13 protein-coding genes are annotated in these 14,067 nt (G+C 30.9%); all 13 read left to right on the top strand.

What is annotated here, in order from left to right; translation table 11 throughout:
* Positions 1-183: 183 nt before the first annotated feature.
* On the top strand, positions 184-1,128 hold the full coding sequence (locus ACIQ2L_RS05970) for a Gfo/Idh/MocA family oxidoreductase (protein WP_396157217.1): 945 nt from the start codon (positions 184-186) through the stop codon (positions 1,126-1,128).
* Between the two features lie 2 nt (positions 1,129-1,130).
* Positions 1,131-1,706, top strand: a complete 576-nt coding sequence (locus ACIQ2L_RS05965) for an acyltransferase (RefSeq protein ID WP_396157216.1) — start codon at positions 1,131-1,133, stop codon at positions 1,704-1,706.
* Positions 1,707-1,734: 28 nt separating this feature from the next.
* Positions 1,735-2,814 (top strand): non-hydrolyzing UDP-N-acetylglucosamine 2-epimerase, encoded by a 1,080-nt coding sequence (gene wecB, locus ACIQ2L_RS05960; RefSeq protein WP_396157215.1) that lies wholly within the window; start codon positions 1,735-1,737, stop codon positions 2,812-2,814.
* Between the two features lie 3 nt (positions 2,815-2,817).
* Positions 2,818-3,930 (top strand): hypothetical protein, encoded by a 1,113-nt coding sequence (locus ACIQ2L_RS05955; RefSeq protein ID WP_396157214.1) that lies wholly within the window; start codon positions 2,818-2,820, stop codon positions 3,928-3,930.
* Entirely contained in the window at positions 3,930-5,126 is a 1,197-nt protein-coding gene (locus ACIQ2L_RS05950) for a hypothetical protein (protein ID WP_396157212.1), read from the top strand. The genes ACIQ2L_RS05955 and ACIQ2L_RS05950 overlap by 1 nt, the downstream gene beginning before the upstream one ends.
* A 190-nt stretch (positions 5,127-5,316) precedes the next feature.
* A complete protein-coding gene (locus ACIQ2L_RS05945; protein WP_396157211.1) occupies positions 5,317-6,453 on the top strand; it encodes a polysaccharide (de)acetylase in 1,137 nt (378 codons plus the stop codon).
* A 109-nt stretch (positions 6,454-6,562) separates the two neighbouring features.
* A complete protein-coding gene (locus tag ACIQ2L_RS05940) occupies positions 6,563-7,741 on the top strand; it encodes a pyridoxal phosphate-dependent aminotransferase (RefSeq protein WP_396157209.1) in 1,179 nt (392 codons plus the stop codon).
* Positions 7,731-8,411: an HAD family hydrolase gene (locus ACIQ2L_RS05935; RefSeq protein WP_396157207.1), complete on the top strand. Its 681-nt coding sequence runs from the start codon at positions 7,731-7,733 to the stop codon at positions 8,409-8,411. The genes ACIQ2L_RS05940 and ACIQ2L_RS05935 overlap by 11 nt, the downstream gene beginning before the upstream one ends.
* 16 nt (positions 8,412-8,427) lie before the next feature.
* Positions 8,428-9,354, top strand: coding sequence for an ATP-grasp fold amidoligase family protein (locus tag ACIQ2L_RS05930; protein WP_396157206.1), 927 nt, complete (start codon positions 8,428-8,430; stop codon positions 9,352-9,354).
* A gap of 249 nt (positions 9,355-9,603) precedes the next feature.
* Positions 9,604-10,686, top strand: coding sequence for a glycosyltransferase (locus ACIQ2L_RS05925; protein ID WP_396157205.1), 1,083 nt, complete (start codon positions 9,604-9,606; stop codon positions 10,684-10,686).
* Positions 10,687-10,706: 20 nt separating this feature from the next.
* Positions 10,707-11,924 (top strand): glycosyltransferase, encoded by a 1,218-nt coding sequence (locus ACIQ2L_RS05920; RefSeq protein WP_396157204.1) that lies wholly within the window; start codon positions 10,707-10,709, stop codon positions 11,922-11,924.
* The gene (locus tag ACIQ2L_RS05915) at positions 11,921-12,871 is read left to right on the top strand and encodes a GDP-L-fucose synthase family protein (protein WP_396157202.1); all 951 of its coding nucleotides are present in this window, start codon (positions 11,921-11,923) and stop codon (positions 12,869-12,871) included. The genes ACIQ2L_RS05920 and ACIQ2L_RS05915 overlap by 4 nt, the downstream gene beginning before the upstream one ends.
* Positions 12,872-12,894: 23 nt before the next feature.
* Entirely contained in the window at positions 12,895-14,049 is a 1,155-nt protein-coding gene (gene gmd, locus ACIQ2L_RS05910; RefSeq protein ID WP_396157201.1) for a GDP-mannose 4,6-dehydratase, read from the top strand.
* Positions 14,050-14,067: the final 18 nt, after the last annotated feature.

Genomic DNA, 14,067 nt, shown 5'->3' with positions numbered 1-14,067 from the left:
TTTTCATACCTTAATCATTTGTTATATACTAATCATAGTCTATGGGTCGCATTCCTCTACTCTTTTCAAATGCCTATTTAGTTCAATTTTGTCACTATAGCTTAATGGAGTATTTTGTCGTAAAAAATTTATCTTTAAAAAAACATAAAATAATTTTCTAAAATTAACATTTCAACTTTAATTATGAAAAATTTTGTACTTGTTGGTGCCGCAGGCTATATTGCACCAAGACACATGAAAGCTATTAGAGATACCAAAAATGATCTTATTGCAGCGCTAGATGTTAATGATTCAGTTGGAATAATAGATAGTTATTTCCCAGAAGCTGATTTTTTTACAGAGTTTGAACGATTTGATCGCCACATAGACAAATTGAGAAGAGAACAACACGGACATGCAGTAGATTATGTATCAATTTGTTCACCAAATTACTTGCATGATTCACATATTCGCTTTGCGCTACGATCAAATGCTGATGCTATTTGTGAAAAACCCTTAGTCTTAAATCATTGGAATATAGATGCGTTGCAAGCAATTGAAAAAGATACAGGAAAGAAAGTGCATACCATACTTCAATTGAGATTGCATCCTTCTATAATTGCATTAAAGCAAGAAGTCGATGCTGCTCCCAATGGTGCTAAATATGATGTCGATTTGACTTACATCACCTCAAGAGGGAAATGGTATTTCCATTCATGGAAAGGAGATGAAAAAAAATCGGGTGGTGTTTCTACAAATATTGGCGTACATTTTTTTGATATGCTGCATTTTGTTTTTGGTAAAGTACTAGAAAACAAATTGCATTATCGTGACGAATTTAAAGCCGCAGGATATCTTGAATATGAAAAAGCAAGAGTACGTTGGTTTCTATCGGTTGATGTTGAAGATGTGCCAGAAGATGCCAAAAAAGAGGGGAAAAGAACGTATCGTTCCTTAACGATGAATGGCAGATCAATTGAATTTTCAGACGGATTTACAGATTTGCATACCAGAGTATATGAAAACATTTTAAATGGTAATGGATTCAATTTAGAAGAGAATCGTGCAGCTATTGAAATAGTTGGAGGTATACGAACACAAACACCTTTGGGAATAACAGGAGATTATCATCCTTTCTTAAAAAAATAACAATGAATTATTCAAAACATGAAACTGCCATTATCGATGATGGCGCTCAAATAGGAACTGAAACTAGAGTTTGGCATTGGGTACATATTTGCAGTGGAGCTGTAATTGGTGACAAATGTTCTTTAGGACAAAATGTATTTATCGGAAACCGTGTCGTAGTTGGAAACAATGTGAAAATTCAAAACAATGTTTCTGTTTATGATAATGTAACCCTTGAAGATGATGTCTTTTGTGGGCCAAGTATGGTTTTTACCAATGTGTATAATCCACGTTCAGCCGTGACTCGTAAAGATGAGTACAGAGATACAGTAGTCAAAATTGGGGCAACTTTAGGGGCTAATTGTACTATAGTTTGTGGAGTAACAATCGGAAAATATGCTTTTGTGGGTGCTGGTAGCGTTGTTAATAAAGATGTTCCTGATTTTGCCTTAATGGTAGGCGTTCCTGCAAAACAAATTGGTTGGATGTCACGATTTGGAGAACGAATGGATTTACCTTTAAATGGAAAAGGAACTTATATTTGTCCACATACCAATGATAAATATATACTTACAGATGACAGCGTTAGTTTGGTGTGAAGATAATTAGACATTCAAGTTAAAGAATATGATAAAAATAGTTACAATTATTGGGGCAAGGCCGCAATTTATAAAAGCTGCAGTAGTTTCAAGAGCCATAGCTTTGCGTTCAGAAGAGATAAAAGAAGTAATTGTACATACCGGACAACATTTTGATTCCAACATGTCAGATATTTTCTTTGAGGAACTTGACATACCAAAACCAGATCACCATTTGGGAGTAGGAGGTGGTTCTCATGGTCAAAATACGGGGAGAATGCTCGAGAAAATTGAAGAAGTTTTACTAAATGAAAAACCTAACTATGTTTTAGTTTATGGTGATACCGATTCTACTTTGGCAGGAACACTAGCAGCTGTTAAATTGCATATACCGGTAGCACACGTTGAAGCTGGTTTGCGCTCTTTTAATAGAAAAATGCCGGAAGAAATCAATAGAATATTGACAGATCATGCAAGCGAAATTCTATTTACTCCAACTTTAACTGCGGTAAAAAATTTGAATAATGAAGGAATTGATTCTAATAAAATTAAACAAGTTGGAGATGTTATGTATGATGCGGCTATTTACTATGGAAAAAAAGTAGAGCAAAACAGTACGTTACTCCAAGAATTAAAAATTGTATCGAAAAAATATGCTTTAGTTACATTACATAGAGCTGAAAATGTCGATGATAAAAATCGATTATCCTCTATTCTTAAAGGGCTAAGTCATTACACTAATAAAATCATTTGGCCTTTACATCCAAGAACAAAAAAAATGTTAGAAAGTTTTGGAATTGCGATTCCTCAAAACATTTCTATAATCGATCCCATAGGATACTTGGATATGATTTTACTGGAAAAAAATGCAGAATTAATTGCAACTGATTCTGGTGGCGTTCAAAAAGAGGCTTATTTTCATAAAGTGCCCTGTATTACCTTAAGAGATCAAACAGAATGGATTGAATTGGTCGAACAAGGAGCCAATATAATTACAGGTGCTAAAACAGATGCTATTAGTGATGCACTAACTAAAGCATTAACTGTAAATTCAATTATTTTTGAAACACCTTTATACGGAAACGGAACTAGCGGACAAAAAATAGTTGATGCTTTAATTGAAAAATAAATTATGCAATCCAAAAAAATACTCGTTGTAAGCAGCGCATTTTATCCTGAAAACAGTCCACGCTCATTTAGAACAACAGAACTAGTAAAAGAGCTTGCTCGACAAGGGCATCAAGTCACTCTTTATACCTTAAAAATTGATAAATTTCATGTGCCTATTGAAAAAGAATTTGGAATTGAAATAAAAAATTTAGGAACACGAAAATTACCGATTATTGATGTTGCCAAAGGACCTAAATTTTTTAGTTTAATAAAGCGTATTGTAAATAGAATTTTGTTACAATTGATTTTATATCCAGATGTCGAATTGATGTTTATGGTAAAAAAAGTATTGAAAAAAGAAAAGGGTACATTCGATTTGTTAATATCAATAGCTGTTCCTCACCCGATTCATTGGGGAGTTGTTTGGGCTCGAACAAAAAACAAACCTCTAGCAACAAAATGGGTAGCTGATTGTGGCGATGCTTTTATGGGTGCTTATCACGATAGTTTTAATAAGTTATTTTATTTTAAATATTTAGAAAAATGGTTTTGTAGAAAAGCAGATTATATAGCTATACCCAAAATCATGATGAAAGAAAATTATTATCCAGAGTTTCATCATAAGATAATTGAAATTCCTCAAGGCTTTAAGTTTGATGAAGTAGAGAAAAAAAACTATTCGAAAAATGAAGTTCCAACTTTTGCCTTTGCTGGAACTTTTATTCGAACAACAAGAAATCCGTCTCCACTATTAGATTTTCTTGTTACCGTAACGGAACCATTTAAATTTATAGTGTATACAGAAACACAGGATTTGCTGCTCCCATATAAAGATACGTTAGGAGATAAGTTAGTTATTAAAAAATATATTCCTAGAATAGAATTACTTAAAGAATTAAGTAGTATGGATTTTTTAGTAAATATTTCCTATGATCCCGTTCATCAAGCACCAAGTAAATTAATAGATTATTATTTAACAGGAAGACCGATTCTTTCTTCTCTTACGAGTGAATTTGATAATGAAATTGTAGCCGCATTTTTAAAAGGCGATTATAGTCAAACGTCTGTTTATGATAACATTGAAAAATTTAAAATAGAAAATGTTACTCAACAATTTTTAATGCTAATAGATTAATGAAAAATGCATTTTTCTATTTTTTGCTTTGTCCTTTTTTAGGGCTTATTAATGCGATTAAGCATTACAGAAGCAGCTGGGCTAAACCCACACTCATTGCTTTTGTTGCCTTCTTTGGTATGTCAATGGTAAACAATGAAGATGTTGACGGTTCGGAATATGTTGATAAGTTGGTCATTATGCATGCAACTTCAGTAGATTTTGATACTTTTAAAGCCAGTTTTTTTAATGAAACGGAAGGTCTACCTGATCTTTATGTAGGTCTTGTTACCTATGTCTTTTCATTATTTACGGATAATGGCCAACTATTATTTTTCTTTTATGGTTTTGTTTTTGGCTATTTTTATATTAATAACATTTGGCTTGTTTTAAACGAAACTAGAGGAGAATTATCTTGGTTGCCCATACTATTCTTACTCACTTTTAGTTTTGTTTTAGGATTTTGGTTAGTCACCGGTGTTCGGATGAATACTGCAGCTCATGTTTTCTTTTATGGTGCTTTTTTATATTTGTACCACAACCAGAAAAAAGGGATATTCATTGCTTTATCTAGTGTCTTATTTCATTTTTCTTTTGTACTTCCTATTGGTTTATTTTTAATTTATAGTTTGGTGCGATTTCATTATCGATTTATATACTTTTTTTATTTAGCTAGCTTTTTTGTTGCAGAGCTTAATGTTGAATTCATACGTACCTTTTTAGAGTTAAATTTACCTGATTTTCTTCAGCCAAAGGTAAAAAGTTATTTAAATGATGAATACGTTGAAGTTTTTTATGATAATATAGGCAGCCGTAATTGGTATGTTAATTATTATCTAAAGTTACTTTCCTACTTTACCTTGTTTTTTATTTCGGTTTTGATTTTTAAATCGAATTTGACCAAAGGTGTTCAAAAGTTATTGGGATTTTCATTGTTATTTCTTTCCGTGGCGAATATTACTAGCTTGTTGCCGTCCGGTAGTCGTTTTTTGATTGTAGCTTTTCTTTTTTCTATGGCTACTTGTTTTATAGTTATTGCACAAGTAAAGTTTACTTTAGTTACTAGAAGTGCTAAGTTTTTATCCCCTTTACTCATACTGTTTTGTATCATATCTATCCGTATGTCTTTTGATTTTATTAATATTACAACGTTTACTAATCCGATTGTGGTTTTGTTTACGGATATTAATATACCATTGATTGACTTTTTTAAGTAATTTTTTTGGTTAATTTCAAGCAACATTTTTTTAAGCCATTTGGACTTTCGAATATTATATTTCATTAAAAACTATTCAAATTATTGCTTACCCTAATTATAATACTTTAGTTGATGTTTTTTTTAATATGCCCTAAACGTTTTAATTACATTTTATACTTTTTCCATCCTTTTCCATCTGACATTCAATAGTGCAATCAATTAAAAAAATAATTTCCAATACCTTAGTCAATATCTATGGTCGGTCTACCCAAAAAAAGATAGTAGTCTTTGAATCGGATGATTGGGGAAGTATTAGAATGCCTAGCATAAAAGCTTATGATACTTTATTAAGTGAAGGAATTCCAGTTAATAAAAGTTCCTATTGTCAATATGACAATCTCTGTTCTACTGAAGATATTGAATCATTATTATCGCTTTTGCAAAAGCATAAAGATTCAATAGGAAATCATCCGGTTATTACTGCCAATGCCGTGGTTGCCAATCCCGACTTCAAGAAAATTAAAGAAGCAGATTTTAGTTCTTATCATTATGAAACTATAGATAAAAGTTTTGAACGTTTTTTTCCAAAAAGTAATCCAATGAAACTTTGGAACGAAGGATATCAACAACACATTTTTGTTCCGCAATTTCATGGAAGAGAACATGTGAACGTGCCGTTTTGGCTAGATGTGTTGCAAAAAAAAGATATTGTTTTTAGTAAAGCATTTGAAAAAAGTTGTTGGGGAATTAGTAATGATATCTATCACAAGTATCCAAAAAGTATTCAAGCAAGTTTCGATTACAATCATGAAACTGAATTGGATTTCATGAAGGAATCGATACAAGATGGTTTGACTATTTTTGAAAAATTATTTGGATATCGCGCGGAGTCCTTTACTCCGAATAATTATATCTGGCCTTCAGTGTTGAATTCTACCTTGCAAGAAAACGGAGTGAATTTTATGCAAGGAATGAAATACCAACTTCTACCAAAACCATTTGGAACCGTTAAGAGAAATAAAATAAGACGCTACAACGGGCAACGAATTGGGGATGGCAAAGGTATCTTGCAAACTGTTCGTAATGTGCAATTTGAACCTAGTTTATTACTTGAATCACAGAAAGATATGGCGGTAAAGGATTGTTTAGATCAAATTCAAAGTGCTTTTTTTTGGAATAAACCAGCCATTATTTCAGTTCATAGAATTAATTTTTGTGGTACTTTGAATGAGGAAAACAGAAACGGCAATTTAAAACGATTTGATCTATTATTAAATGAAATAACTAGACGGTGGCCTGATGTAATTTTTATGGACTCTGTTACATTGTCAAAAACAATAAAATAAAAATATTATTATTTCAAAAAAATCATTTTTTAAAAGCTTTATTAATCGAAAATAATATTTTTTTAAATTATTTTACAACAAGATTATCGAATAAATAAAAAAAACTATAATGATAAATTTATCTCAACAAGAAAATCAATTTTTAAACAAATTCAATGAACTAAAAACTTTAAGTGGTAGTCATTCTCCCAGTATAGTAACTTTAATGGAAGAAATAGGTTCAAATCCGATTGAAGTAGACGCTTGTTTTCTTTCTAATCCATATGCAACTGAATTATTTATTGAGTTTTTTGAAAAGGAATTGGTTGCAACAAAAAAACTTCATAACATTATCGAATCATATCCTCCACAAAACCAAGAAATAGCTCAGTATTTATCAAAAGCCATAAAAATTCCTTCAGAAAATATTTTTATTGGAAATGGTGCTATAGAAATTATTCAGGCCGTGATTCATAATTTCTTGAAAGGAAAAATTGTAGTAAACATTCCTACTTTTTCATCGTACTATGAGTATGTTAAAAATGAAGAGGATGTATTATTTTATCAACTGTCCAAAGAGAATAATTATGTGATTGACATTGAAAATTATGTTAAATTTATTGAAGAAAATAGACCTAATACAATCGTATTGATTAATCCAAATAACCCTAATGGAGATTATATCAATAAAAACAATATTAAAGGGTTATTAGATAAAATAAAATTTGTTGAAAATATAATTTTAGATGAGAGCTTTATTCATTTTGCTTACGAAAATTTAGAATTATCAATGGTGGAAACTTATGAATTACTACAAGAATATCCAAATCTAATAATTATAAAAAGTATGGCAAAAGACTTTGGTATTGCAGGTCTTAGAGCAGGTTACGGCATTATGAGTGCTGAAAAAGTTTCCTCACTACTTAAAACTGGCTATTTATGGAATGTTTCTGGTTTAACAGATTATTTCTTTAAATTATATTCCAGAATTGATTTTCAAAAAAGGTATGATTTGGTAAGAAAAAAATATATTATGAATACATTAATGTTCATCAATGAATTGAATAGAATTCCAAATATTAAGGTATATCCTTCAAAAGCTAATTTTGCTCTTGTTGAACTTACAGATGGTTCAAAAGCAAGAGATGTTATGATAAAACTTCTCTTTACTTACGGTGTTTATGTTCGTGAATGTTCCGATAAAATTGGTTTAGACGGACAATTTTTGAGAGTAGCTTCAAGGTCTTTTGAAGAAAACATTATCATTTTGGATGCATTAAATAATATTTATGCTAATAATGAAGAATAACCTAAAAAATTTAGTCATTTTTGATTTTTGTGAAACTTTAGTAGATTTACAGACAGCCGATTTTTTTGTAGATTATATTATAAAAAAAGAAAAGTATTACCAATACTTATGGTTAAAAAAAATAGATTTTTTTTTAAAAAAAAGCCGAATTTTAGCAGTTATTAATAAATGCTTCCCAAAATTTAATTTTTCTAAACGATTAAAACTTTATCAGATTAAAGGTGTTTCTCAAGAAAAAGTAAATCAACTTGCACAAGATTATTATGAAGAAATTTTAATGAATAATTTAATAGAACCGGTTTATCAATTGCTTGAATCCCATTCTAAAAATAATGATACTATTTTAATTATTTCTGGCGGCTATTTGCCTTATGTGAAATATTTTTCAGAAAAACATCATATAGAGAATTATTTTGCTACGAAAATAGCATATCGTTTTGGGAAAATTACTGGCAATTTTGATGAGAGTGATTGTATGTTTGATCAAAAAGTGTATTTGCTTGAGAAATTTATTAATGAAACTAACATCATTTATAGTAAGTCAATTGTTTATAGTGACAGTATAACAGATCTCCCATTACTCAAATGGGCTGATGAAGCTGTTGTGATTTCAAAATCCAAATCACAATTATGGGCTAACGATTTTGGCTTTAAGGAAATAATTCATTAATTATAAATAGAATAAAATGTTCTTATTAGATTTAAAATATAAAGGGAAGATAGGTTATTTTCTATCTAGAATGATTTATGGAGTTTTTCGTTACCTAAAATATGATAGAAAAGACGATGAAACATATTTAACAGAATTATTCAAAAAAAGACAAGGATATCCATTGAATTTGGAAGATCCAACATCATTTAATGAAAAATTACAATGGTTAAAAATCCATGAAAGAAAACCTATTTACACAACTTTTTCAGACAAATATGCATTAAGGGAATATGTGAAAGAAAATATAGGAGAGGAATTATTAATCCCTTTGCTCTATACCACTGAGAATTACAATGATATTAGACCTGAAAACTTACCCGATGTTCCATTTATTTTAAAAACCAATCATGACTCCGGGAGTTATAAAATTGTTCGTGATAAAACTAAAGTCGATTGGAAAAAACTAAGGGTTGATTGTAAATGGTGGATGTCTCTAAATTATTATTGGTTTGAAAGAGAATGGCAATATAAAAACATTGTACCTAGAATTATTATTGAAGAATTATTGGTTGATAAAAGTGGAAAAATACCGAATGACTATAAAATTCATTGTATAAATGGGGAAGTAGAATTTATTTATGTTTCTATAGATAGAGAGGGTAAAAATAAAAGAAATATTTATGACAAAAATTGGAACCCATTACATTTTACGTGGGCTTCTAAATCAAAGGATATTTCAAAATTAAGAGGCGAAGAAATTCTCCCACCTTCAACTTTTGACAGAATGACAACTATAGCAAAAGAAATAGCCAAGCAATATGCTTATGTAAGAGTAGATTTTTACGATGTTGATGGAAAACTGTATTTCGGCGAAATTACTCAATGTCATGGTGGTGGCTTTGATCAAATACTTCCGATTGAGTGGGATTATCACTTTGGCAGAATATTAAAAATAAATTAGAAAAATATATTACAAATTTGTTTTTTGGTATCGATTGTTGACAAAAAATTGATTTTAGTGCATCAAGAAACAGTTTTTTTATGAAAAAGAATATATTGATAAAGTTTTTGTAAAAGCCGGTTTTAATTGAAATTAGTTACGGTTTTGCAGATAATGGTTATAATAATTGCTCAGGATACTGGGAAGTAAATATGAAATGGTATGAAGGAAAATTTAATCCTTGGGGTTGGATGATTGATTTAATGATTAATGTTGGAAAATAAAAGAGTTTGTTTTGTAATTCATTCATTACTAGCCGGTGGAATGGAACGAGTAATGTCAGAGATAATAAATTATTTTTCTCAAACTAAAAAGTATCAAGTCCATTTGGTTCTATATGGTATAAAAAGAGAAATTTTTTATACTATAGCAGATGATATTATAGTTCACAAACCTAATTTTGAATTTGATAATTCAAAAAGAACTTTATCAACTTTAAAAACAATACGTTTTTTAAGAAAAAAAATAAAAGAGATCAATCCAATTTTTGTTTTATCTTTTGGAGAACGTTGGAATAGTTTGGTTTTACTTTCTTTACTAGGAACATCGATTCCTGTATTTGTCTCTGATAGATCGCAACCTGATAAATCATTAGGAGTCAAAGATGATTTTTTAAGAAAATTACTTTATCCAAAAGCCAAAGGAATTATTGTGCAAACAAAAAAAGCATTGGAAATTTACCAGCGAATGTATAATCATCGTAATTTTAAAGTGATAGGTAATCCTATCAGACCAATTTCTGAAACTGAAATTGAAAAAGAAAATTATATTTTAATGGTTGGACGATATATCAAGTCGAAACAGCAAAATAAGTTGATAGAAATTTTTTCAAAGTTAAATGCACCCAATTGGAAACTAGTGTTGTTAGGATATGATCATTTGAAGCAAAATAATCAATCCGAATGGGAAAAATTGGGTACCGATTTGAATGTTAGTGATAGAGTACTATTTACGGGTAAACAAGACGATGTTGAGTATTATTATGGCATAAGTAAGATTTTTGCTTTTACTTCTATCTCTGAAGGTTTTCCAAATGTTATTGGAGAAGCTATGTCTGCAGGATTGCCAGTTGTTTCATATGATTGTATAGCTGGCCCGAGTGATTTGATATCTGATAATGTAAATGGATTCCTTATTCCAATAAATGAGGATAATCTATTTGTTGAAAAACTACAATGTTTAATCGACAATCCTGATATTAGAAACCTTTTTGGAGACAGAGCTAAAAAGAGTATTCAACAGTTTGAATTAAATTATATTTGCAAACAATTCGAGGAGTTTATTACTTCATGAAATAGGATATGACAAGTAAAATGAAAATACTTCAGATTAATTCAAGTGTAAATTCAGGAAGTACTGGCAGGATTGCAGAACAAATAGGTAGTCAAATAATTAAAAAAGGACATGAAAGTTTTATCGCTTATGGAAGAGGTAATAGACCAAGTTCATCTAAGTTGATAAAAATAGGAAATTTTAAAGACGTTTTGATTCATGGAATATATTCTCTTTTTTTTGACAAACATGGTTTTGGTTCCATACAATCGACTAAAAAATTACTAAAACAAATAGACGAGATTAAACCTGATGTAATAGGATTACATAATGTTCATGGTTATTATCTAAATATAGAATTACTATTCAATTATATTAAGTTAAAGAATATTCCATTAGTATGGACGTTTCATGATTGTTGGCCAATTACGGGACATTGTGCTTATTTTGATTCTATTTCTTGTGAAAAGTGGAAGACTGGGTGTACTAATTGTGAATTAAAAAATAAATATCCAAAATCGATTCTTATTGATAATTCTAGGCATAATTACTTGAAAAAGAAAAGTCTATTTAATCAAGTTAGTCATGTTACAATTGTTACTCCTTCAATTTGGTTAAAAAATATAATTAAAGATTCTTTTTTGAAGCATGCTGTTGTGCATATCCCAAATGGAGTAGATTTAAATGTTTTTAAACCAGTGATTGATTTAAAAGAGATTAAAGACAAGTATAATATCGGTTCAAAAAAAGTTGTATTAGGTGTTGCTAGTGTTTGGGATGAACGAAAAGGACTAAATGATTTTATTAAACTTAAATTAGTTAGTGATAGGGATATTAAGATTATTTTAGTTGGATTAAATAAAGCACAAATCAAAAATTTACCTGCCAATATAATTGGAATAGAAAGAACAGAAAGCATAACGGAACTGGCAGCTTTATACTCGTTAGCCGATGTTTTTGTAAATCCAACGTATGTCGATAATTTCCCAACAACTAACATTGAGTCATTAGCATGCGGTACTCCGATAATTACCTATAAAACAGGAGGAAGTCCCGAAGCAATAGATAAATTTACAGGAGTTATTGTAGAAAAAGGGAACTTGAGTTCATTAGAAAATGCGATTAGTCATGTTTTAACATTGGGTAAAGAATATTATTCGAAGGCATGTAGAGAAAGAGCAGAAAAGTTTTATGACAAAGACGATAAGTATGATGATTATTTTAATTTGTATGAAACTATTTTAAAGGGAAATAAATGAAATTAAATTCAAAAATATATATCGCGGGGCATCGAGGAATGGTTGGTAGCGCCATTTGGAATGCATTAAAAACTAAAGGGTACGAAAATCTTATTGGGAGAACTAGTAAGGAATTAGACTTAAGAAACCAGCAAGCTGTTCAAGAATTTTTTGATACAGAAAAGCCTCAAGTGGTAATTGATGCTGCTGCTAGAGTAGGCGGAATTTTGGCCAATAATAATTATCCGTTTACGTTCCTGATGGAAAACATGCAGATTCAAAACAATCTTATTGATACTTCTTTAAATCTTGATGTTGACAAGTTTATCTTTTTGGGAAGTTCTTGCATTTATCCAAAACTAGCACCACAACCACTAAAGGAAGATTGTCTTTTGACATCGTCATTAGAACCAACAAACGAATGGTATGCGATTGCTAAAATCTCAGGAGTAAAGGCTTGTGAAGCTATCCGTAAACAATTCGGTAAAGATTTTGTGAGTTTGATGCCAACGAATTTATATGGTCCAAATGACAATTTTGATTTACAAACATCCCATGTTTTACCTGCGATGATTCGAAAATTTCATGAAGCTAAAATCAACAATAATGAATCGGTTACACTTTGGGGGTCAGGTTCTCCAATGCGTGAGTTTTTGCATGTTCATGATTTGGCCGATGCAGTTGTTTTTGCTTTAGAAAATCCTTTTTCCGAGAATTTATACAATATTGGAACTGGAGTAGATTTAACCATAAAGTCGTTGGCCGAATTGATTCAGAAAACAGTCGGTCATACCGGTAAAATCTCTTGGGATAGTTCAAAACCAGACGGAACTCCAAGAAAATTAATGGATGTTTCCAAAATGGCAAACCAAGGATGGAAAGCCAAAATTTCGTTGGAAGACGGAATACAATCTACCTACAATTGGTTTTTAGAAAACGAACATTCGTTTAAAGAAGTCAAAATGTAATTATCACATAAAAAAATCAAGAAATGAAAACAGCATTAATTACTGGAATTACAGGACAAGACGGAGCTTATTTAGCTGAATTGCTTCTTGAAAAAGGATATATGGTTCATGGTATCAAAAGGCGTTCGTCGTTGTTTAATACCGAAAGAATTGACCATTTATACCAAGATCCTCACGATAAAGGAATTCGACTTAAATTGCATTATGGTGATATGACCGATTCGATGAATATTACCCGAATCATTCAGGAAGTACAACCGGATGAAATCTACAATTTAGCAGCAATGTCTCACGTAAAAGTGAGTTTTGACACGCCAGAATATACTGCAAACGCTGATGGAATAGGAACATTACGATTGCTAGAAGCGGTTCGCTTGTTGGGTTTGCAAAACAAAACTAAAATTTATCAGGCATCAACTTCAGAGTTGTACGGATTGGTTCAAGCCGTTCCCCAATCAGAAACGACACCGTTTTATCCGCGTTCGCCTTATGCAGTAGCCAAAATATATGCCTATTGGATAACCGTAAACTATAGAGAAGCTTATAACATGTTTGCTTGTAATGGAATATTATTCAATCATGAATCGCCTTTGCGTGGAGAAACATTTGTAACACGAAAAATTACACGTGCCGTTGCCAAAATTGCTCTCGGTTTGCAATCTGATTTATATATGGGTAATCTTGATGCTCAACGGGATTGGGGACATGCCAAGGATTATGTAGAAGCCATGTGGCGTATTTTGCAACAAGAAACGGCTGAAGATTATGTTATTGCAACTGGAGTTACTACAAGGGTACGCGATTTTATAAAAATGGCTTTCGCTGAAGTTGGATTTACGTTACGCTTTGAAGGTGATGGAGTAGACGAAGTTGGAATTTTAGAAGCGACAGATACTGAAAAGTATCAAATGGCTTTAGGAAAAGAGTTTTCCGCCAAAGAATTTAATATTCCAGCTGTTGGTAGTATCTTGGTTAAAGTAGATCCTAGTTATTTCCGTCCAACCGAAGTAGATTTATTGATAGGTGACCCAACAAAATCTAAAACCAAATTAGGCTGGCAACCCAAATATGATTTGAAAATGTTGGTTGAGGAAATGATTTCTTCTGATGTTAAATTATTTCAAAGAGACATCCATTTGGTTCAAGGAGGGCATAAAATTTTAAGACAACTAGAATAAAATTGAAATATAGATTGT

The sequence above is a fragment of the Flavobacterium sp. genome (assembly GCF_044369455.1).
Classification (GTDB): Bacteria; Bacteroidota; Bacteroidia; order Flavobacteriales; family Flavobacteriaceae; genus Flavobacterium.
This window is presented reverse-complemented; position numbering and strand designations above follow the sequence as displayed.

Excerpts from the sequence above, each read along its gene's own strand:
- ACIQ2L_RS05970 (WP_396157217.1), top strand. The coding sequence starts at position 184 with ATGAAAAATTTTGTACTTGTTGGTGCCGCAGGCTATATTGCACCAAGA.
- ACIQ2L_RS05965 (WP_396157216.1), top strand. The coding sequence starts at position 1,131 with ATGAATTATTCAAAACATGAAACTGCCATTATCGATGATGGCGCTCAA.
- wecB (WP_396157215.1), top strand. The coding sequence starts at position 1,735 with ATGATAAAAATAGTTACAATTATTGGGGCAAGGCCGCAATTTATAAAA.
- ACIQ2L_RS05955 (WP_396157214.1), top strand. The coding sequence starts at position 2,818 with ATGCAATCCAAAAAAATACTCGTTGTAAGCAGCGCATTTTATCCTGAA.
- ACIQ2L_RS05950 (WP_396157212.1), top strand. The coding sequence starts at position 3,930 with ATGAAAAATGCATTTTTCTATTTTTTGCTTTGTCCTTTTTTAGGGCTT.
- ACIQ2L_RS05940 (WP_396157209.1), top strand. The coding sequence starts at position 6,563 with ATGATAAATTTATCTCAACAAGAAAATCAATTTTTAAACAAATTCAAT.
- ACIQ2L_RS05935 (WP_396157207.1), top strand. The coding sequence starts at position 7,731 with ATGAAGAATAACCTAAAAAATTTAGTCATTTTTGATTTTTGTGAAACT.
- ACIQ2L_RS05930 (WP_396157206.1), top strand. The coding sequence starts at position 8,428 with ATGTTCTTATTAGATTTAAAATATAAAGGGAAGATAGGTTATTTTCTA.
- ACIQ2L_RS05925 (WP_396157205.1), top strand. The coding sequence starts at position 9,604 with ATGTTGGAAAATAAAAGAGTTTGTTTTGTAATTCATTCATTACTAGCC.
- ACIQ2L_RS05920 (WP_396157204.1), top strand. The coding sequence starts at position 10,707 with ATGAAAATACTTCAGATTAATTCAAGTGTAAATTCAGGAAGTACTGGC.
- ACIQ2L_RS05915 (WP_396157202.1), top strand. The coding sequence starts at position 11,921 with ATGAAATTAAATTCAAAAATATATATCGCGGGGCATCGAGGAATGGTT.
- gmd (WP_396157201.1), top strand. The coding sequence starts at position 12,895 with ATGAAAACAGCATTAATTACTGGAATTACAGGACAAGACGGAGCTTAT.